Genomic DNA, 21,850 nt, shown 5'->3' with positions numbered 1-21,850 from the left:
ATAGTAAATCTATGAACAAGGTTTCGGTATTGATGCCGACTTATAATCAGGCAGCTTTTATTAATAGGGCGATTAACAGCTTAAAGGCTCAGACGTTCGGCCAATGGGAGCTGATAATTATAAATGATGGTTCGACTGATCATACCGAACAGATTGTCGAGTGGCATTTGTCGGATCCGCGAGTGATTTATGTTCGTAATGATCACAATATCGGTCTGGGTGCAAGCCTTAATAGAGGTCTTGAAATGGCCTCCAACGAACTGGTTGCTTACCTTCCTTCGGATGACGTTTATTTTTCAAACCATTTAGCAATACTTCGGGAAACAATAATGGTCAATGATGCTTATTTGGCTTGTTCGGGGATTGTTCATTCCTATAACGAATCGCTAAATACCAGTTCTGGCAGGTATAGTACTGGCAGGGTTGAGAATGCAAGCCTTCAATTGGTTCAGGTCATGCACAGGAAAACATCGCGTCGCTGGCTCGAACGGACAGAATTGGTCACCTCCGATTTAGACCTGATGTTCTGGGATGACCTACAGGAAGAAGGGAAATTCGTTGAGACAGGACTAGTAACGGCTGAATGGGTGAATCATCCAAAACAGCGCCATAAGATCATTAGTGAATTGCATGGAGGGGGACTCAAAACCTACAAGGAGCACTACCGGGTTAGTGCTCCAGTGATATTTGTGGGTGCGGGGAACTATGTTAATGAATTATCGCTCCCCTCGTCGCTTTTAAAAGTTGAAGCGAAACAACAGCGGCACCCACTTAAAATTTTGCTTGTCGGGGAGCTTTCGTTTAACCCTGAGAGGATATTGGCTTTTGAACAGCATGGCCATAAGCTTTATGGACTTTGGATACAAGCTTCTGGCTTCCTTTGTAATGTCGGGCCGTTCTTTTTCGGAGATATTCATAACCTGAATTCCGTTGACCAAATTGAGCAGATTCAGCCGGATGTGATTTACAGTCTTCTTAATTATGGGGCAGTAGCTTTGGCGCACAGCATAATGAGACAGTTTCCCCGGATCCCGTTTGTATGGCATTTCAAGGAAAGTCCCTTCTTCTGCCGGCAAACCGGGCAATGGGATAAATTAGTAGATCTGTACAGGTGTTCCGATGGCCAGATTTATCTCAATGATACGGCTAAGTCATGGTTCGATCAGATTACAGGCAATGTAGACAAACCATTCCTGCTTCTGGATGGCGATCTTCCTAAAATTGACTGGTTTGGCGATTCAAAATCAGCGTTGCTGTCTGCTACTGACGGCGCCTTCCATACTGTCGTTCCCGGAAGGCCGTATGGGTTGCATCCCGATCACGTTGCGATGCTCGCGCAGCAAAATATACATCTTCATTTTTATGGAAATTTTCAGCAAAACCTCTGGGCGCGATGGATCAGTGAAGCGAATAGGTTAGCTCCCGGATATCTTCATATGCATGATAACTGTGAACCAGACGAATGGACGGAAGAATTTTCAAAATACGATGCTGGTTGGTTACACATTTTTGATTGCAATAATTATGGAGAGCTCGCAAGGACTACCTGGAATGAGCTTAATTATCCGGCGCGAATTCCTACTCTTGCAGCAGCGGGCATCCCCATGCTTCTTAAGGACAATAGTGGTCACTTGTGCGCAACGCAAAAGTTAGTCGCCGATTTTGAAATCGGCATTCTGTTTAAAGACTTTTATGAAATTGGAGAAAGGCTTGGGGATGATCGATCCATGGGCATTATCAGGGATAATCTTTGGAATCAGAGGCATTTCTTTGCTTTTGACACGCATATCGAGCGGCTGATTGCTTTCTTTAGAGAGGTAATTGATCAAAAGCTGAGTAGTTGAGACGATAAGCTGCTTTCTAGGAGTTTGGAACTGGATATCTATTGATAGTTTAAGGTTGATTAACTTAATTCAAGCGGTTTTGAACTTTTTTTACTATATCTTTTTCGCGTTTTTTTTTATTGCCTGTGCTGCAAACGATCAGGAGGACGTTGAATTGAATGCTCCTGCGAGTGAGTCAATTGATGTGCCGGCAGTCAGTCTGGACAAGGCCGTCCGTAAGTCTTTTGTAGCAAAGGTCTTCACTAATGGGAAGTTGTCGACAGTTAACGAAATTCCGATGGCGTTTCAAAGACAAGGTTTGATAGAAGATATCTCAGTAAAAAATGGTATGCAGGTTAAATCCGGGCAATTGCTGGCATCCTTGAAAAATGATCAGCAAAAGCTGGACCTTCGCCAGGCCAGACTTGAACTCGATGAAAGCAAAGTTGAATTAAATGACCAACTGATCACTCAGGGGGGGAAGAGGGGAGATACGAGTTCAATAAGTGAAGAAGTTTTTGCTTTTATAAAACTGCGCAGTGGCTACACTCGTGCGTTGCTGTCAGTTCAGAAAGCGGAATTGGAGCTTTCGAAAACCTATCTGTATGCTCCTGTCGATGGGATTGTTGCAAACCTTTCCATAAACTCACATGGGCCGGTCTTAGCGGACAAACCTTTCTGTATTTTGTTGGATCGACGTAGTATTTTAGTGCAATGCTCCATTCTGGAAACAGAGCTTGATGCTGTCCGCACAGGTCAGAGCGTTAAAATCGAACCGGTGGGGCGGGCGGGGCAAATTTATGATGGGGTTGTTTGTGAGATTAATCCAATTGTAAGCCCTCAGGGCTTAATCGAGGTGACACTAAGAGTTGTTAGACATGACGCCTGGCTTTTGCCAGGAATGAACGTGCGAGTCAGCATAGAAAAACGTATTAATAACGAAATAGTTATTCCCAAGGGTGCAGTTGTTGATCGTGCAGGGCGTAAAGTGGTTTTTGCCTACGAAGAGCATAGGGCTAAATGGCGGTATGTTAAGGTCGGACATGAGAATGACCGTGAAGTAACCATACAGGCAGGACTAACACATGGGGAAAGTATCATCGTCTCCGGTAACCTGAATTTAGCAAACGACGCGAAGGTAGAAGTACGACAGAAGTTGATGGAGCATTGATTGCCCTGTCAGACCTGATACGCGGGTAAGTACAAAGCGTCAAACGGATGAAACTACTTGAAAAAAATGACTGTGCAGTGCGAACTAATGGTTTTATGGGGGGATACCTTAGGTTGATAAGCAACTTTGATACAATAAATTGCTTGTTAATCTTTTTTAATACGGTACCGATAAGAACAGTGAAAACTGCGCGTATGCTAATTTGCCTGCTTGGTATGAATTCGGGTGCTTTTGCTCAGAAACAACTTTCTCTGCCTGATGCTATTGCTTATGCCCAAAAACATTCTCCGCATTTTCACCGGGCTAAAAATACCTATGAACGCAGTTACTGGCGGTTTACAAATTTCAAAGCCTCGTTCAAGCCGCAGATCAGGTTGAGTGCTACTGTTCCAACATTCTTTCGCGCTATCAACCCAATTACTCAGCCAGACGGATCGATACAGTTCATTCGCGTATCCCAGGCTAATAACAGTGTGGGAGTTGGCGTAAGACAGAACATCTCTTTTTTGGGAGGCACCTTACGTGCAGGAACCAGTCTGCAGAGGACGGATAATTTTTCTGGGAACCAATCTAGTTATTTTCTGTCAACACCGATTCAAGTATCCTACTCCCAAAATTCCCTGCTTTACAACGACTTTCATTGGCAAGGAAGACTCGAGCCGTTGTTTTTTGAAACAGCAAATAAGGCATTTGCGGAGGATATGGAGTCTGTTGCTGTCGAGACAGTCAGTTTATTTCTTTTGGCGTTGGAAGCTCAGAGTGAAATTGACATTGCGCAAACCAATCGGGCCAATGCTGATACATTATACCGTTTGTCTAGAGAGCGGTTTGCGATCGGCACAATTCCCAAGACAGACCTCTTACAGCTGGAGCTTAATCTGCTTAAAGCAAAGGCACAGCTAAATGAAGCTTTAATCACCAGAGAGGCAACAGTAAAGAGTTTGCAGGCAATCCTGGGTATCAATCGTGGAGATACACTGCGTCTGTTACTTCCTGAACTTTCGCCACTACTTTCAATACCCTATGATAAGGCGTTGGAACAAGCATCGCTGAACAGATCGGCCATAGTGAAATTTCGAAGCGAGCGGTTGCAAGCTGATCAGGAGGTGGCCAAAGCAAAAGGGCAGAATAGCCTAGAAGTAAGCCTTTTAGCTAATTTGGGGACACAACAAACTGCATCGAGATTGGCAGATTCATACCGCAACCCGCAGAATCAGCAATACATCGGCCTCACACTTGACGTTCCGATTCAGGATTGGGGATATCGAAAGTCGCAGATACGTCTGGCGAAAGCAAATCGGGAACTTGTTGAAGTTAATATGCTACAGGAGGAGCTATTATTTGAACAGGAAGTAATGATGCAGGTAATGCGGTTTAACCAGAAAAATACCCAGATTCAAATTGCCAAGCAGACTGATGTTGTTGCTAACCAGCGGTTAGCGATTACAAAAGAACGCTACCTTTTGGGGAAATTGTCAATCCCGGACTTGAACCTTGCTATTCAGGAAAGTGTGAATGCACGACGGGAGTACGTTAAAGCCCTGAATGGCTACTGGCAAGCTCTTTACACGATCAGAAGACTTACCATGTACGATTTCGAAAGGGATTTGCCTATAAAATTTGACAAATAACAGTGAAAAGAATGTTCTTCTTAATACATTTTTCAGTCGTAAAGAAGGCTTTTGAATAAAGTCATGGAGATGCAATGCCCGCTCAAAGGCATCATGAGATTAAAGAGTCAGCTTTTATAATGACATGGTAAAATATCTGATATTCCGTCCTATTGGAACATGCGTGGTAGCGCTTACCCTTGTAATCCTTGGAATCTTTGCTGCTCGATTTTTGCCTATCTCGCTTTTGCCAAATATTCCTGTGCCGGAAATTACTGTGCAAGCGACTTACCCTAATGCCGATGTTCGTCAAGTGCAACAAGTTCTGACTTTACCTCTGCGAAATCAACTCCTTCAATTAGAACACTTGGATGATATTGAAGCCGTCTCTAACGACGGACAAGGAACACTTAAGCTCAGATTTGACTACGGTGCTAATATCGATCTAGCCTACCTCGAAGTTAATGAAAAGGTGGACATGCTGATGGAAAGACTCCCTAGGGAGGTTGCAAGACCGCGAGTGATCAAGGCAGGTGCGACGGATATACCCGTCTTTCAACTAAATGTATGGCAAAAGAAGAGTGAGGGGAATTTTCTTGAACTTAGTAACTTTTGTGAGAGTGTGTTGCGACGACGGTTAGAGCAGTTAGATGAAGTCGCTTTGGTAGACATCACTGGCTTATCCAAGGCTGAGGTAGTAATTCAGCCGGATATCGTTTTATTGCAACGTAACGGTATTTCCGTTGCCGAATTTACTGAAACTATCAAAAGTCAGTCGGAAGGAGCGGGCAATGTTGTTGTCCAGGATGGTTTGTATGAGTACAGTGTTAGTTTTGATCCGTCTTTAAAAGATGCAAGAGATATCGAGAACCTATATTTTAGGGTCGGGCAGGAGAAACCGCGTTTAGTGAAGTTGGGAGAGGTGGCAAAGATTGTCCTCAGAGAGCAAAAGCATAAAGGGCTGTACACATTTAATGGGAAGCGGGCAGTCGGCTTGGCCGTGATGAAGCAGAGTGACGCCCAACTTCTTGCGTTGCGGCAAACAATGAAAAGTCTGATCAAAAGTTTTGAAAGGGACTATCCGGGTCTTGGTTTTAAAATTAGCCGCGATCAATCCGAACTGCTGGATATTTCAATCAATAATTTGATTAGCAGTCTTTTTGCTGGCGCAGTCTTGTCGTTCATAATGATAATTTTCTTTATGGATGACAAGCGCATTTTGTTGCTTATTGCGTTGGTGATCCCGGTTTCCCTGGCAATCACTCTGCTTGGTTTTTATGTTTTTAGTATTTCGATCAATATTGTATCTCTTGCTGGGCTTGTTTTAGGCATAGGTGAAATTATCGACAGTGCAATTATTATCGTCGAAAGTATCGAACAGCACCGGCATGACGAGGTAATTTCGAGTGAAGATAATTTAGAGAAAGCCTGCATTAAAGGAACAGAAGGAGTAATCAGACCGCTTTTTACTTCCGTTCTGACGAATTCTGCGGTTTTTTTGCCGTTGTTATTCCTAAGTGGAATTGCGGGAGCTCTTTTTTTTGATCAGGCTGTGGCAGTTTCTCTTGCGCTTGGGCTGTCTTTACTAACTTCATATACACTCGTCCCTGTTTTGTTTTTTCAATTTTTCAGGAATAGTAGGTATTCAAAACCACCACTTACAATTGCCTCAAGAGTTACAGACAGAGTGTATAACGCTGTCTTCAGTTTTGCAATGAAAAGGCCCGGGCTTATGATCTCATTTTGGTTGATGCTACTCATCACCTCTGTTTGGGTCATTCCCAGGATAGAAAAGAGGGGTATGCCATTGATCAGCCGTACGGAAGTAGAAGTAAATGTGAATTGGAACGAGGCGATCAGTCCGTTTGAAAGCGAACGTCGTCTTTTAGAAGTGGCAGCTAAGCTAACTTTCAAGCCGGTGGATTTCAGCTTTTTTCTCGGTCAGCAACAATTCCTTCTCAATAATTACATGCATCAGTCTTCAACGGAAGCAACAATTTTGGCAAAAATGAAATCAGCTTCGGATTTTAATCCGTTCAGCGAGGCGCTGATGGAACGCTTACATGGTAGTTACCCCCTCGCGACGCTAGCTGTCCGTCCTTCGCTAAATGTTTTTGAGCAACTGTTTCATACGCAGGAATCCCCCTTACGGATACTTATTTCCCAGACCGGGAGCCTTGGGCCACCTTCATTGTCATCGATAGATTCGGTGGCGAATATACTCAGTCAAAACCATTTTCCAATCCAGTTGCCTGCCAGGCGAGAACGTATACAGCTGCATATCTTGCCTGAGATGCTGCGGCTGTATGAGGTGGATCACGATCATTTGCTACAGGTGCTGAGAACCCAGTTAAATGAAAACCAACTGGGAATTATGAAAACAGATGGTCAACAGATTCCGATTTTGTTGGGAAACACAACGAATTCAACCGGACTACTGGAAGTGATTGGAAAGTCTTTTGTGTCAAATAGAGCCGGAGACTTTATTTCCGTTAAAAATCTTGTCAGCTACTCAAAAACTCTTGATTATACTGCACTTTTTTTAGGCAAGGGAGGGGCATACGTTCCACTCTCGCCAGAACTTTCGGATACACAAGTGCCTGAGAGTACCCAAAAAATCAGCCGGATATTACAGGCGCACCCATTATTAGAAGCGAATTTGACTGGAAGTTATTTCAGGAATCAATCTTACATTCAGGAGCTTGGACGGGTGATTTTGGTCGCGATAGTGATGCTGTTTTTTATTCTTGCTGCACAGTTTGAGTCGCTGCATCAACCGTTTATTGTACTGATAACTATTATATTCGGACTAACAGGAGCATTGCTCAGCTTGTACTTTGCGGGAAGCAGTCTGAATATCATGTCGGCGATCGGAGTTGTTGTGCTGGTTGGCCTGCTGGATAACGATTCAATTTTGAAGATTGATAGTATGAATAACTATCAAGATGGGAACTCGTTAATTGAAGCAATTCGTCTCGGTGGCCAGAAAAGACTCCAGTCCCAGATGATGACTGTGTTGACGACTATTCTTGGACTAATGCCCATTTTGTGGTCGTCTGGATTAGGTGCCGAGCTGCAAGCGCCGCTTGCCATTGCGGTCATTGGTGGAATGATACTGGGTGTTTTTATTTCTTGGACATTTATTCCTCTCACATATTATTGGTTAAAAAAGTACCTAAATCGGTGATGTCCCAAGGAAACTTATGCCGCTGGTCAACTGTGGTTAAGGTACTTGCAAAAGTACCCGGCATATGTGGTGTGAGTGATCTTCAAATATGCAATGGATTTTTGCTGACCGGGAGGTCAATCGCTATTAATGCAAATTAGGATGGTGGATTCTCAGACGAGCAGGAGTTTTTAGAGCTTGCAGTTCCCAGACAGATTTCTTTATAATCAAGTTGACCGAAGAAATTACTCCGGTCAAAGTGTACTATCACATCTAACTGTTCCTTGATAGCAAGGTCCAGGTATTTTTAGTAACGCCTGAGAAACAGGTTAATTTCTAAAATCAGCAAAAGTATGATGCTCACATTACAAGAAGGTTCGAATACTGCAAACCTGGGCATAAGGGAATTCAACTCCACATACCTTATCCACTTCCTGGATCAGGTCACCGCTTTGCAGTTTGTTACCAAAAACAAAATGACCGTTAAGGACGCTAAAAAAATGGCTTTTGAGATTCATCATCGCTTTTATTCTCGATTGCGTATTGAAGTAATGTTGATCCACCGTCCCCACACTTTAAGCCCGTCACTTTCATCCTTCTTAAACCGAATCCAAACCGGCGTAAATTCCTTGTTATAAGGTGCAGCAACATCGGCTCGGTACTGAACTGAATCAATTTGAACGAACCAGCCACCACATGCACCGCACATTGTGTAATCCCTTTGTATAATAACAGCAGCTCTTTCAGGGTCTACATCCGAGCAACCTGATAAGCTGCCTCCCGCTATCAGAATGCTCACATAAATCAGAATGGTCTCTTTCATATTGCCAACGGTATGTAAAGCGAAGACCATATTAGACTTAAATGGTTGTAAAACTACCTATACAAGATAGTTATATCAAAAAGAGAGGGATCGCAATATCGAATAACCACCAAGGTTGAACATCTGTGCGGCCCCCCACTCAAAAGCAATTTACAAAAAGTCCCACGTCATTGTACCATCCCAAGAATCCTAAAACGGCTCCCAGGCTCTAGTTCTGTGTTTTCTCACTTAATGTCAAATTCAGACGTAAATGAGAATCTACAAAAGATGGTGAGAATCCGGATGAAATTAGCTCCGAAAAATAGCAAAACTACCTTATTAAAAGATCATTATTTGCTAAAATATAGACAAACGGTTCTCATCTTCTCTTGTAAAAACTCAAAGTAGTATGACCTTCTATTGTAAATTTTCACAACCTCGCTTGTAAAACCGCCTAGAATTCGCTGACTATTCTCATTGTCTTTTGGATTTGACAACCAGTCACAGAACAGGGTTATTCTACCAAATTGCAACTAGAACCTATGCAAGAGCTGATTGCTCACAAAATCGATGGATTTTAAAATAGAAATCGACTTACATGTAGGATTCTGGACATGATCGCGATACCGACCTGGCAACGGAACAGGGTTATTCTACCAAATTGTCAAATAGAAATTAGCTTCCATGTAGGATTCTGGACATGACCAAACACCGACTATGTTGAAGGCTATCTCGTCAATTGTCGCCAGGACCTGGGCCGATACAATCCGCAGCGCCAGCGATCAGCATTCCTAGACACGACCAAGTGTCAAATACAGAGGCAAATGAAAAATTACAAACGTTGGTGAGAATCCCCATGTAATCATTACCAAACAATAAAAACAACCTACTCATTAACAGTAATTTAGATATCATTATTCAAACAAACCCATCTCATCATCTTTTGGATTTGAGAAACCGGTAGACATCTTGTTCATGAACAAGATGTGATTTGAAGGCAATACACTAACAAATGACTCATTTTGTTAGCCATAGTAATGAAATTATCCATCTTTTTATCATTCCAGTCCATTTTGGTACACTTTTACCCTCTCTAACTTTACTAGGTTAAATAAAAAGCGGACACTCAGGTGTCGGTCGGGGCGAAAGTCTCGGTTGACATGTTCAAAACAAGGATTTGCCTATAAAAATGGATTTACAACTTCAAAACAAAATAGTGATCGTCACAGGTGGCGCCAAAGGGATCGGCGAAGGCATTGTTCAGGTCTTGGCATCCGAGGGAGCAATTCCTGTGATTGTGGGAAGAAATGCGGAAGACAACCAGAAGCTAGTCGACACATTAGCACTGGACGGAATGAAGTCCTTCCAAGTATCAGCCGAACTGACGCAGCCGAAAGATTCGCAGCACGCAGTAAAGGCAGTGCTTGAAAAATACGGCCGTATCGATGGCCTGGTAAATAATGCCGGCGTCAATGATGGCATCGGGCTCGAAAACGGCAGCTATGAAGGCTTTATGGCATCTTTACATAAAAACGTGGTGCATTATTACCTAATGGCCCATTATGCATTACCGGCACTAAAGGAATCAAAAGGTGCAATCGTCAACATCAGCTCCAAAACGGCTGATACCGGTCAGGGCGGCACGTCAGCTTATGCCGCTTCTAACGGAGCTCGCAACGCCTTAACGCGCGAATGGGCGGTGGAGCTGCTGAAATATGGCATCCGCGTAAATTCGGTAGTTGTTGCCGAATGCTGGACACCGCTATATGAAAAATGGATCCAGACCTTGCCTGACCCGAAAGAAAAACTGGCTTCAATCACCAGTAATATACCCCTGGAAAACCGAATGACAACCGCCGAAGAGATCGCTAATATGACTGTCTTCCTGCTTTCAGGAAGATCTAGTCATACTACCGGCCAACTGATTTATGTCGACGGGGGCTATGTCCACCTGGACCGCGCGTTGGCGGCAAGCAAACCTGCCCCAGAGCATATATTGAAATAAGTGGCACACCTTGAAACCAGACAACTAATTAAAATTAAGAAAAACCCGACCACATGTATTGCAAGACCATATTTACCATAAGCATTGTTTTTTTTACGACAATCTGCTGCTTAGGCCAACCTCAATCCCCCGCCCCCCTTCGATTATGGTATGACAAGCCAGCCGGGCAATGGGAGCAAACTATCCCGCTTGGAAACGGAAGGCTCGGCATGATGAGCGACGGAGGCATAGTGAAAGAAACTATCGTGCTCAACGACATTACGCTCTGGTCGGGCGGACCACAGGACGCTAATAATTACGAAGCGAAAAAAAGCCTTCCCCAGATACGAAAGCTGCTTCTTGAAGGCAAGAACGACGAGGCGCAGGCATTGGTCAACCGCAATTTTGTTGCAAAAGGGGAGGGGTCTGGACGCGGCGACGGGGCAAACGTACCTTTTGGCTGCTACCAGGTGCTGGGTAGGCTGCATATGGAATTTGGCCACCAGGGCCTGGACACCTCTCGCATCAACGCTGAGCATTATAGTCGGCAGCTGTCGCTGAACACCGCTGTGGCTGGCACCACTTACACCGTCAATGGTGTAACCTACAACAGAGAGTACTTTACCAGCTTCGGCGACGATGTGGGCATAATCAAAATCACTGCCAGCAAACCGGGGCAACTGCAAATGCGGCTGGTACTTGACAGGCCTGAGCGCTTTCAAACAATTGTTAAAAATAAGGCGCTGGAAATGTCGGGGCAGCTCAACAATGGTACCGACGGAAATGGGATGCGCTATCTTGCAAAGATCAAACCGCAGGTCAAAGGGGGTAAACTGTCTAGCACAGGTAATCAGCTAATCATTACCGATGCTGACGAAGTGATCCTTTATTTTTCAGCAGGTACTGATTTCAAGAATAAAACTTTTCAGGGTGAGGTGCAGGCCGCTATCGATGCAGCCTTGAAAAAACCCTACGCGGCTCAGAAGGAAAAACACATCACCAATTTCCAAAAGCTTTTTAACCGGGCAAGCATTAAGCTGGGCGCAACTAAGGCCGAAGAAATGCCAACCGATAAACGAATTGTTGCATATCAGCAAGACCCAGCCTCTGATAATGCACTTGCCGTATTGTATTTCCAGTATGGGCGCTACCTGACCATTAGCAGCACACGCGTGGGATTGTTACCGCCTAATTTGCAGGGCTTGTGGGCCAACCAAATCCAAACGCCTTGGAACGGAGACTATCACCTGGACGTGAACGTACAAATGAACCATTGGCCAGTAGAGGTCGCCAACCTTTCTGAACTGAATTTACCACTGGCTGATCTGGTAAAAGGGATGGTCAAACAGGGCCAGAAAACGGCCAGGGCCTATTATGATGCAAACGGTTGGGTGGCCCACGTGATCACCAATGTTTGGGGCTATACTGAACCAGGCGAGGAAGCTTCGTGGGGCGCGACCAATGCAGGTTCTGGTTGGCTTTGTAATAATCTTTGGGCCCATTATGCGTTTACCCTCGACAAAGATTACCTGAAAACCATCTATCCGGTACTCAAAGGCTCCGCCGAATTTTATAGCAGTGCACTGATCAAAGAGCCTAAACACGGCTGGCTGGTCACAGCGCCATCAGTGTCGCCGGAAAATACCTTTTACTTGCCCAACGGTAAAACAGCATCGATCTGCATGGGACCGACAATTGACAACCAGATCACGCGTGAGCTTTTTACTAATGTGATAAAGGCTTGTGAAGTCTTGGGGGTGGATGATTCTTTCAAAGCAGGACTGCAAGCGAAGCTAAAAGATTTACCGCCGCCAGGCGTAGTGGCCAAAGACGGTCGCATAATGGAATGGCTGGAAGAGTATAAGGAAACCGATCGCAAGCATCGCCACATCTCCCATTTATATGGCCTTTACCCTGCGGCCCTGATCTCGCCAGAAAAAACGCCGGACCTTACGGCCGCTGCCGTCCAAACGCTGGAAGTGCGCGGTGATGATAGCCCAGGCTGGTCTAAGGCATATAAAATGCTCTTTTGGGCACGTCTTCACGATGGAAACCGAGCCAACAAACTCCTCAAAGAGCTACTGACACCCACTTTACAAACTAATATAAACTATGGCGCAGGTGGTGGGGTATACCCTAACCTGCTCTCGGCTAGCCCCCCCTTTCAAATTGACGGAAATTTAGGTGGTGGGGCAGGAATCGCTGAAATGCTAATCCAAAGCCATGACGGCTATATTGACCTGCTGCCTGCCATTCCTGATTCCTGGAAGGCGATCGGGGAAGTAAAGGGGATGAAAGCACAGGGGAATTTCACAGTTGATTTCAGCTGGAAAGACGGTTTGGTCACCGACTACAAAATTACCTCCAACCAGCCTAGAAAAGTAATAGTGAAGATGAACGGGTCAAAAAAGGAGATCATCGCGGGCTCCGAGTAAGTTGCTTGTGCCGGATCCATTGTTAAGCCACCGCTATGATTAGGTTCTATTTTGGGACAGGTATCATTTCGCCTTAAATCCGGATCCGGCAACTGATTTTTATGATTGATAAAAAAATGAACTTAACCCATATTTAGAGCATATATAATTATTATACAGGTGATTAACACTTCATTAGCAACTTTTAAGCTGAAACAACTTCTGGTTTCTGTAAAAAAAAATAACAAAATTTTCCAAAACTGTAAGTAGTACCTATGCCGAAAACAGTCCTACCTCTGATTGAACCGGAAATACCCGGTAGTATGTTGTGTCGAGCTTTGATATGGGAGTAGATCCACACGTTCACAATTTCGATGGCTCTAATGAAGCTAAGGCTGCTACCGGGCCAAGACAGCTCCCTTTACACGGGGGGGATGGCTTTTCGGACAGTGAGTTTTTCATCCGGGCAGCAGTTATGGAGAACCCAAAACTAGGCACCGAATTATTATTCAAACGTTACTACTCGGTACTATGCAAACATGCAATGCGGTTTGTCGGCTCACGGGAAATAGCCGAAGACCTGGTTTGCGATATTTTCTGCCAGTTCTATTCCGAAGGGATTTTTGAAAGAATAACCACTTCCTATCGTGCCTATTTGTTCAGGGCTGTCAGAAATTATGGATATGATCATCTCAAAAAAGAAGCTTCAAAGCTGCCGATAGGTGAAATGGTCGAACTTTCAGCGTCGGAGGGGCTTCAACCCGACCATATCACACAGTATGAAGAGTTGTACCAAGATTTGGATAAGGCAATTTCCGGGTTGCCTATACAGCGAAGGAACATTTACATGCAGTTTCATTTAGAGGGAAAATCCCAGAAAGAAATCGCATTGGCACTGGGGATTTCAACACGGACTGTCCAGGTGCAGATGTACCGTGCCCAGCAAACAATACGTACGCTTTTGCGTAATAAATGGTTTGTTTCAATCGTGATAGCGATTTTCACTCACTGAGACGAACTGTCACTCAACACATAACGCTATGGAAAATCAGGAAATATCGAAAGAATTGCTATTCTCCCATTTCGAAGGATCGGCATCTGTCCGGCAACGGCAGCTGATCGACGAGTGGGCGCGTAAACCAGAAAACGAGGAGCAGTTTTATTGGTATTTAACGGAATGGGAAATGGCCCAGCCCGGTCTGGCCGTGGATGTCGAGCAGGGAATGCGCCGATACCGATCACGGGTAGAGCTAACGAATGTCGTTACAGAGGAAGAAATTGGAGTACCCGCCAGGCATTACTGGCCCCGTTACATAGCTGCATGCGCAGTATTGCTGTTAATAAGTATCGGTGTATTATACCGCAATGATATCTTATACGCAAATTTAACCACTGGGCCTGGGCAGGTACGTTCCTGGACATTGTCTGACGGGAGCCGGGTGAAGCTGAATGCAAGTTCCGAATTGCGCTTACCCAGATGGGGGTTTGGCCAAACCAGCCGGGAAGTGTCGCTAAAAGGAGAAGCTACTTTTAGCATCACCCACCAGGCGAACAACCAACGCTTCATTGTGAAGGCAGGTGACGGGGTGAACGTGACCGTACTCGGCACTGAGTTCTCCGTATATAGTAGACCGGGTAAAACGGAAGTTATACTTTCGAAAGGCAAAGTGACATTACAGCGCCGTGAACAAAAGCTGGTCATGAAACCTGGTGACAGCGTCATTGTTGAAAACGGCACCCTGAGTCATAACCGCTTTGTTGGCGCTACACACAACACTATCCAATGGGAATCGAGGTTCGATTTTGACCGGACATCACTTTCCGAAGTTGCTCATATCCTGGAGATAAACTACGGCTTGACAGTCGATTTCAGTAGTCCGGAACTGAAATCGCTGACTGTTTCTGGTTCTTTTCAGGCTAGTAATGCGCAAGAGCTAATTCGATCTGTTTCGCAAATTCTCGGTATCGGTTACTCTTTCAAAGCCAGTAGGGTGGTTTTCCTTTCCGAACCAGCCGAACGCTGAATGTTAAATTTTTCTGAACCAATTTTTTAAAACCCTTTAAGCATGAGAATTTTTCCATGGCTGCTATTTGCTGCCCTGTGTTGCGGCGTGGCCTCCGCGCAGCCGCTGGCGATGAAGATTTCCTACCAGCAGCCGGCTTCACAACAGCCGACTCGGGCAAAACTCGCCGACGTGTTGCAAAGATTGAAGGAACACTATAAGGTGGATATCTTCTATGGCGATCAATTTGTTAACAATCAATATGTTGTTCTTTCCCAGGTCCGCTTTGAGGACAAACTCGAAGCCAACCTGGAACGGATCCTTCCTGCGTTCGGTCTGCGGTATATCCAACAAAAAGCCCGGACCTACCTTCTGGTTCCCAATGGAAGGCCCTCAGAGCAAAAAGCTGTCCAGGACCCTTCAAAAGAGGAAGCATCAAACCCACAACAGACCATACAGCAACAAACGCTTGCAGTGGCACCTGTGTTACGCAGTATTTCAGGGATTGTGACCGACGAAAAAGCCGAGCCGCTTCCAGGCGTTAGCATACTCATCAAAGGAACCCAGAAAGGCACCATATCTGATGTCCAGGGGCGGTACACATTTACCGACCTTCTGGATAATGAACAGATACTGGTATTTTCCTATGTGGGCTACCAGAGCAAAGAAGTACCGATCGGAACGGAGACAAAATTGAATGTGGTAATGCAGGCTGATGACAAAGAGCTACAGGAAGTGGTAGTAGTGGGTTATGGTACTAAAAGCAGGGAGACTGTGACCGGAGCGATCTCACAAATCAGCGGCAGTGCATTGACCGGCCGGCCGGTAACCAAGGCAGGCCAGGCATTACAGGGGTTGATTCCCAATTTGAATGTAACCAATCCGGACGGCAACCCGAACGCAAACCCATCATTCAACATTCGGGGGACTACTTCCCTAAGTGGTGGGAGCGCGCTGGTACTGGTGGATGGTATTCAGATGGATATGAACCTTCTCAATCCGGCTGACATCGAGAGTATTACTGTTTTGAAGGATGCCGCCTCAGCCGCCATCTATGGTGCCCGTGGCGCATTTGGTGTGATCCTGGTCACGACAAAAAAGGGGACCAAGGACAGGAAGCCTCAGATCAGCTACTCGGGCAGTGTTCAGTTTAACAAACCTACCTATCTGCCCGACCTGCTTTCAACGACAGAATACCTCGAATCACAGAATATTGCGCAGATGAATTCCAATGGTACCCAGAAATATTCCGATGAGCAGGTACAGTGGGTACGGGACTACATCGCAGATCCGGTCAAAAACCCAAGCTATCATATGCTGCCTAACGGGAAGATTTTCTGGAATGCGAATCCGAATGTACTGCAAACCATGGTACAACCATGGGCACCAGGGCAGAACCATACGCTCAATGTCAATGGGGGCAACAGTAAAACCTCTTACTATATTTCGGGAGGCCTTTTGCGGCAGGAAGGTCTGTTCAAAACCTCTACTGATGTTTTCAAACGCTACAATTTTACGACGAATGTCAATACCGACCTGACCGAATGGCTACGGGTTGGAGCAAAGGTCAACTACATTTCGACCGGATACGACGAGCCACATAAGTATCCCAACAAAGGGTCTGACTGGTGGGAACAAATGACCAGGGGAGAGCCTCAAATCCTTTTCCCGATCAAAACGCCCGCCGGTTCGCCGGTAGGGGAAGGGGTGCCTACCGAAAATTTTGTGAATTTTCTTGAAAGTGGGTCGCGCAAAATCACCAACGGTTCCACAGGTATTTACAGTGTCGATGCGCAGGCCAAGGTCATTAACGGACTAAAGGTCAACGGAAACTTTTCCTATACCTCGACAAGACAATCGATGAAAGAAAACCAGGTACCATTCCCATATGTGCGTGACACCTGGATCCCTCAGACTTCGGGAACCTCCCCATCGTTTGTACAGCGGGATTTTACATCTTCGGACTATTTCGCAGCGAACCTATACGCCGATTACAGCAAGGTATTTAGCGGCAAGCATGCTATTTCCGCCATGGTAGGTTACAATCAGGAGTGGTTTAACCTTACGAGTTCCAGTGTAAAGAGACAAGACGTGATCAGCGGATCAGTACCGGTACTCAACCTGACAACAGGTACAATTTCCGCATTCGATCAGGAAACCTCATGGGCAATCAGGGGTGTTTTCGCCAGATTGAATTATGACTACATGGGTAAATACCTGATTGAAGTCAACAGCCGCTACGATGGCACTTCACGTTTCCCGTCAGGACGGCGTTTTGGATACTTCCCTTCGGTGTCGGCGGGGTGGCGGATTTCGCAGGAGAATTTTATGAAGCCGCTCTCGCGCGTGTTGCCTGAGCTGAAACTCCGCGCTTCCTATGGAAGTTTGGGTAATCAACTCTCATCGACCAATTTCCCATATGTGGCTTTGTTCGGCGTAACGCAGCAGGTGCAATACGTTATGAATGGCGCACTACCGGTAGGGATTTCGGCGCCTGGCCTGGTAAGCCCGGATTTGACCTGGGAGAAAGTATCGACATTAGACTTTGGGGCCGACGCGATAGTATTAGGGAAACTGAGCCTGGGTTTTGACTGGTACCAACGTATTACCTCGGGAATGCTCGTCGAAGGTGACCGTCTGCCGGCAGTACTGGGAGTAGGGGTGCCGCAACGCAACGCTGCCGAATTAAAGACCACAGGTTTTGAGTTCAGCGCCAAATGGAGCGAGCAGAAAGGGGAGCATTTACGGTACGATGTAGGCTTTGTCCTGTCCAATTACAAAGCCGTGATCTCTAAATTTGACAATAACCCCAACAGGCTCATTAGCAATTACTACAAAGGCCAGAATATAGGCGAGATATGGGGCTTTGAAACGGCTGGCATATTCCAAAACTCAGGAGATGCTACCGCGGCCGCTAACCAGGACCAACTGGGTAATTCAGGAAAATGGGGTGCAGGTGATGTTCAGTACAAGGATCTGAACGGCGACAACAAGATCACGCGGGGCGATAACACCGTATCCAACCCAGGTGACCAACGCGTGATTGGGAATACAACACCGAAATTTCAGTTTGGTGTTACCGGTAACCTGAACTGGCGGCAGTTTGATTTCAACGTTTTGTTCCAAGGAATTGGCAAGCGTGATTTTATCCCGAAAGGGGCCTATTTCTGGGGAGCAATCGCTTCACCTTCGGCAGTTGGGACCGGGGAGGTCTATCATGACTCATGGTCTACTGAGCACCAGGATGGTTACTATCCGATCTACAAGGCAAATTCCGCATTCAACATCTTGCCTCAGACCAAGTACATGCAAAGTTCAGCATATGTAAGGTTGAAAAACATATCGCTTGGTTACTCATTGCCGCCAAAAGCTTTGGAAAAGCTGCGGTTGACACAGTTCAGAATTTATGCAACAGGCCAAAACCTTTGGGAATTTACCCGTCTGAAGGGCAATTTCGACCCCGAAGTTACCGGAGTTACCGATACTAAAGACCCTTCCAGAGATTCCGGAGACGTAGGGGTGTTCTATCCATTGCAGCGCGTTGTCTCATTCGGAGTTCAGATTACCTTATAAAATTGACCAAGCATGAAAAACTTTCTTAAAATATTTTCTACAACATTGTTCTCGTTGGCCCTCGGCTCGTGTTCCGACGATTTCCTTGACCGCGTTCCCACGGATTCGCTTAACGAAAGCAATTTCTGGCATAACGAAGGCGAGCTCAAACAATATGCCAATAACCTGTACAGCAATTTTGTTGGGCATTCAGTAGGTACAAATGGCAGCCCGCTCTTCTCCGGCGATAATCAGAGCGACAATATGGTTCCTGTTGATTTTAACCTTATTGCGGCGGGAAAAAATATCGTGCCGACTTCCGGAGGCGGGTGGAACTGGACAACAATCAGGACCTGCAACTATTTTCTTGCTCGCTACCAGCAAACCCCCATCAACCAGGAGGTCAAGGACAAGTATGCTGGCGAGGTCCGCTTTTTCAAAGCGCAGGACTATTTCGAAAAAGTAAAGAATTTCGGGGATGTTCCATGGTTGTCGAAAGACCTGAGCACCAATTCACCGGAGCTCTTTGCACCGCGCGATAGCCGTATACTTGTCATGGATTCACTCCTGGCGACAATCAACACTGCCATCTTGAACCTTCCTGATAAAGCTAGCGCGGAGCCGGCACGGGTAAATAAGGATGTTGCCCTGGCCCTAAAAGCCCGGATATGCCTCTTCGAAGGAACTTTCAGGAAATACCATGGGATTGACGGCGGGGAAAAATTCCTGCGGGAGGCCGTAGCTGCCAGCGATCAGCTTATAAACGAAGCACATTATCAGGTACATAACACCGGCAACCCATCGTCTGACTACGCGGCTTTGTTCAATTCGCTTGATCTAAGTACCAACAAAGAAATGATTCTATATAAATCTTACGAAACTGGTATATTAGGAAACGCCAACTCCTGGAATGTGCAGCTTAACAACTTCAACACCAGTGCCTCGAAAGCCTTGGTAGAATCCTATCTGTGCACGGATGGTAAACCTATTTCGCAAAGCCCGTTGTATTTGGGTGACGACAGCATTCAGGTAGAAATGAAAAATAGGGATGCACGGTTGTCGCAAACGATCGTAGTACCAGGTACAGGTATTCAGGCGGGTTTTAAACTGCCCGCCATTCCAGGCTCAGGTTTTGCAGGGGTAGGTATCGTTGCTACGGGCTATCAGATCACCAAATATTGGGTTGCAGATCAGACTGAATTCGTCAGGATCCAGAACGGGATAGTCGATGCGCCAATTTTTCGCTTCGGAGAGGTATTACTGATTAATGCGGAAGCTAATGCAGAGTTAGGGCAGGCCACACAGCAGATAATCGACAAAACCATCAATGTACTTCGTAAACGTGCCGGGATGCCAGCGCTTGTTATCGCCACATTGGTGAAAGATGCGCATTCTGAATTCCCTGCAATTCCCGTGTTACTTGACGAAATCAGACGTGAACGACGCGTGGAACTAGCTATCGAAAGCCTAAGGTTCGACGATCTGGTACGTTGGAAGGCAGGGAACCTTCTCAATAAACCTGTATTGGGAATGAAATTCGTTCAGAAGCAGTACCCAAAAGCTGTACCGGGTACCAGTATTTTCCTCAACAACCAGGGCTTCATACTGCCTTATGGAAAATCCCTGCCTGGTGGACGTACTTTCGACGAAAACAAAAACTACTATCAGCCACTACCGCTTGACGAACTTAGCCTGAACACTAATCTCAAACAAAATCCGGGCTGGTAAGGTCTGTCAAAACTATGAAACGATCTGGCTTTCTAATTCTTTTACTAAGTGCGCTGGTTCTCTCTACCGCTGGCCGGCGACGGGAAGGGCCCGGTAAACCTGCGGGCAAGCCCAACATTATTATCATATTCACCGATGACCAGCGCTATAACACGGTACATGCACTGGGCAATGACCAGGTAATCACACCAAACCTTGACGGTCTGGTCCATCATGGGACAGTTTTCACACATGCATTCAACATGGGCGCCTGGCACGGGGCCGTATGTGTGGCAAGCCGGGCGATGCTACTGACAGGGATGTCGGTGTGGGACGTTAAGAACCAGGAAAAGGATTATGCTCCCCTCATTGCCAGACAGGGCTTCTGGCCCCAACAAATGAAAAACGCGGGCTATGAAACCTATATGACAGGCAAATGGCACGTGGCCACCGATGCGACCAAACTGTTCGATCATGCGAGGAATATCAGGCCAGGCATGGCCGATCAAACACCACAAGGCTACAACCGGCCGCAATCCCCAACAGATACGCTGTGGCAACCCTGGAAAGAAGAATATGGTGGTTTTTGGCAAGGTGGTAAGCATTGGAGCCAGGTCGTCGCTGACGACGCTGTCGACTATCTGACCGATGCATCCAGGAAAGATAAGCCGTTTTTTATGTATCTGGCCTTCAACGCCCCGCACGACCCACGCCAAGCGCCCAAGCGATGGGTTGACCGCTACCCGGTCAACAAGATCATCGTGCCCGAAAGCTTTGTGGCTGAATATCCCTACAAGGATGAAATGGGTTGTGGCAAAGATTTGCGCGATGAACAGCTGGCACCGTTTCCAAGGACCAAGTATGCGGTTCAGAAGCACATTCAAGAATATTATGCGAGTATTTCCTACATGGATGAACAGGTAGGCCGCATTCTGGAAGCGTTGAAAAAAAGCGGTAAGGCAGAGAATACTTACATCTTTTTTACGGCAGATCACGGCTTGGCAATCGGTCATAACGGTTTACTTGGCAAGCAAAGCATGTTTGATCACAGTGTCCGGCCGCCGCTGGTCGTTAGCGGGCCTGGCATTCCACAGGGCCAAAGGCGTGATCAAAATGTTTACCTTCAGGATGTAATGGCGACGAGCTATGAGCTTGCCGGCGTGAGCAAACCATCCCATGTTTTCTTTAATAGCTTGCTACCGATCGTAAGGGACCGACAATTGAAAAGTCCCTACGAAGATATCTACGGATGCTATATGGACTTGCAGCGAATGATCAGGACCGACCGCTACAAGCTTATCGTTTACCCCAAAACCTCAAGGGTCCTGCTCTTTGATCTGAAAAAAGACCCGTTGGAGATGCATGATATCGCAAATCAGCCTGCAAGCAAACCGGTTCTTGACAATTTAAAAAAGAGGCTTATACAACGTCAGAAGGCTATGCATGACGAACTTAGTCTTTCTTGGCTCATGTGAAGATAAGGCAAGCGAGGGGTCTTTTAGGGTTCACGATCACGTACCTTAAAAGACCCCTTGATCTTGCTATGAATACAGGGCATCCATTTCAACACAGAGACGACAAAGACACAAGCATAGATTTTCGAAGCCGGCATGTAAAG

At 46.0% G+C, this 21,850-nt stretch carries 12 protein-coding genes; 11 read left to right on the top strand and 1 reads right to left on the bottom strand.

Going from position 1 to position 21,850, the window contains the following annotated elements:
* Positions 1 to 11: 11 nt before the first annotated feature.
* The 4 genes from BMW93_RS31630 (at position 12) to BMW93_RS31615 (ending at position 7,791) form a co-directional block, all read left to right on the top strand.
* Positions 12 to 1,844 (top strand): glycosyltransferase family 2 protein, encoded by a 1,833-nt coding sequence (locus tag BMW93_RS31630; protein WP_090386193.1) that lies wholly within the window; start codon positions 12 to 14, stop codon positions 1,842 to 1,844.
* Between the two features lie 79 nt (positions 1,845 to 1,923).
* The gene (locus BMW93_RS31625) at positions 1,924 to 2,994 is read left to right on the top strand and encodes an efflux RND transporter periplasmic adaptor subunit (RefSeq protein WP_177194255.1); all 1,071 of its coding nucleotides are present in this window, start codon (positions 1,924 to 1,926) and stop codon (positions 2,992 to 2,994) included.
* Positions 2,995 to 3,041: 47 nt separating this feature from the next.
* Positions 3,042 to 4,625: a TolC family protein gene (locus BMW93_RS31620; RefSeq protein WP_090386187.1), complete on the top strand. Its 1,584-nt coding sequence runs from the start codon at positions 3,042 to 3,044 to the stop codon at positions 4,623 to 4,625.
* 124 nt (positions 4,626 to 4,749) lie between these two features.
* Positions 4,750 to 7,791, top strand: coding sequence for an efflux RND transporter permease subunit (locus BMW93_RS31615; RefSeq protein ID WP_090386184.1), 3,042 nt, complete (start codon positions 4,750 to 4,752; stop codon positions 7,789 to 7,791).
* Between the two features lie 505 nt (positions 7,792 to 8,296).
* Here the strand turns inward: BMW93_RS31615 and BMW93_RS31610 are convergent.
* Positions 8,297 to 8,593, bottom strand: a complete 297-nt coding sequence (locus BMW93_RS31610) for a hypothetical protein (protein WP_143061759.1) — start codon at positions 8,591 to 8,593, stop codon at positions 8,297 to 8,299.
* Positions 8,594 to 9,761: 1,168 nt separating this feature from the next.
* On the opposite strand from BMW93_RS31610, the gene BMW93_RS31605 reads away from it, so the two are divergent.
* The 7 genes from BMW93_RS31605 (at position 9,762) to BMW93_RS31575 (ending at position 21,707) form a co-directional block, all read left to right on the top strand.
* Positions 9,762 to 10,577: an SDR family oxidoreductase gene (locus BMW93_RS31605; protein WP_090386180.1), complete on the top strand. Its 816-nt coding sequence runs from the start codon at positions 9,762 to 9,764 to the stop codon at positions 10,575 to 10,577.
* A 53-nt stretch (positions 10,578 to 10,630) separates the two neighbouring features.
* Positions 10,631 to 12,991, top strand: a complete 2,361-nt coding sequence (locus tag BMW93_RS31600) for a glycosyl hydrolase family 95 catalytic domain-containing protein (protein WP_090386176.1) — start codon at positions 10,631 to 10,633, stop codon at positions 12,989 to 12,991.
* Positions 12,992 to 13,313: 322 nt separating this feature from the next.
* On the top strand, positions 13,314 to 13,982 hold the full coding sequence (locus tag BMW93_RS31595; RefSeq protein WP_090386173.1) for an RNA polymerase sigma factor: 669 nt from the start codon (positions 13,314 to 13,316) through the stop codon (positions 13,980 to 13,982).
* A gap of 28 nt (positions 13,983 to 14,010) precedes the next feature.
* A complete protein-coding gene (locus tag BMW93_RS31590; RefSeq protein ID WP_090386170.1) occupies positions 14,011 to 14,994 on the top strand; it encodes a FecR family protein in 984 nt (327 codons plus the stop codon).
* Positions 14,995 to 15,036: 42 nt separating this feature from the next.
* Positions 15,037 to 18,546: a TonB-dependent receptor gene (locus BMW93_RS31585; RefSeq protein WP_090386167.1), complete on the top strand. Its 3,510-nt coding sequence runs from the start codon at positions 15,037 to 15,039 to the stop codon at positions 18,544 to 18,546.
* A 12-nt stretch (positions 18,547 to 18,558) separates the two neighbouring features.
* Positions 18,559 to 20,253 (top strand): RagB/SusD family nutrient uptake outer membrane protein, encoded by a 1,695-nt coding sequence (locus BMW93_RS31580; protein ID WP_090386164.1) that lies wholly within the window; start codon positions 18,559 to 18,561, stop codon positions 20,251 to 20,253.
* 14 nt (positions 20,254 to 20,267) lie between these two features.
* The gene (locus BMW93_RS31575) at positions 20,268 to 21,707 is read left to right on the top strand and encodes a sulfatase-like hydrolase/transferase (RefSeq protein ID WP_090386161.1); all 1,440 of its coding nucleotides are present in this window, start codon (positions 20,268 to 20,270) and stop codon (positions 21,705 to 21,707) included.
* Positions 21,708 to 21,850: the final 143 nt, after the last annotated feature.

It is taken from the genome of Dyadobacter sp. SG02 (assembly GCF_900109045.1).
Lineage (GTDB): Bacteria > Bacteroidota > Bacteroidia > Cytophagales > Spirosomataceae > Dyadobacter.
Note: the sequence above shows the minus strand (reverse complement) of the source record. Positions and strands in the feature narration are given on the sequence as shown.

What these genes read in the sequence shown, in the direction of transcription:
- BMW93_RS31615 (WP_090386184.1), top strand. Translation starts at nt 4,750, where the DNA reads ATGGTAAAATATCTGATATTCCGTCCTATTGGAACATGCGTGGTAGCG.
- BMW93_RS31620 (WP_090386187.1), top strand. Translation starts at nt 3,042, where the DNA reads ATGAAACTACTTGAAAAAAATGACTGTGCAGTGCGAACTAATGGTTTT.
- BMW93_RS31580 (WP_090386164.1), top strand. Translation starts at nt 18,559, where the DNA reads ATGAAAAACTTTCTTAAAATATTTTCTACAACATTGTTCTCGTTGGCC.
- BMW93_RS31600 (WP_090386176.1), top strand. Translation starts at nt 10,631, where the DNA reads ATGTATTGCAAGACCATATTTACCATAAGCATTGTTTTTTTTACGACA.
- BMW93_RS31610 (WP_143061759.1), bottom strand. Translation starts at nt 8,593, where the DNA reads ATGAAAGAGACCATTCTGATTTATGTGAGCATTCTGATAGCGGGAGGC.
- BMW93_RS31575 (WP_090386161.1), top strand. Translation starts at nt 20,268, where the DNA reads ATGAAACGATCTGGCTTTCTAATTCTTTTACTAAGTGCGCTGGTTCTC.
- BMW93_RS31590 (WP_090386170.1), top strand. Translation starts at nt 14,011, where the DNA reads ATGGAAAATCAGGAAATATCGAAAGAATTGCTATTCTCCCATTTCGAA.
- BMW93_RS31605 (WP_090386180.1), top strand. Translation starts at nt 9,762, where the DNA reads ATGGATTTACAACTTCAAAACAAAATAGTGATCGTCACAGGTGGCGCC.
- BMW93_RS31585 (WP_090386167.1), top strand. Translation starts at nt 15,037, where the DNA reads ATGAGAATTTTTCCATGGCTGCTATTTGCTGCCCTGTGTTGCGGCGTG.
- BMW93_RS31595 (WP_090386173.1), top strand. Translation starts at nt 13,314, where the DNA reads ATGGGAGTAGATCCACACGTTCACAATTTCGATGGCTCTAATGAAGCT.
- BMW93_RS31630 (WP_090386193.1), top strand. Translation starts at nt 12, where the DNA reads ATGAACAAGGTTTCGGTATTGATGCCGACTTATAATCAGGCAGCTTTT.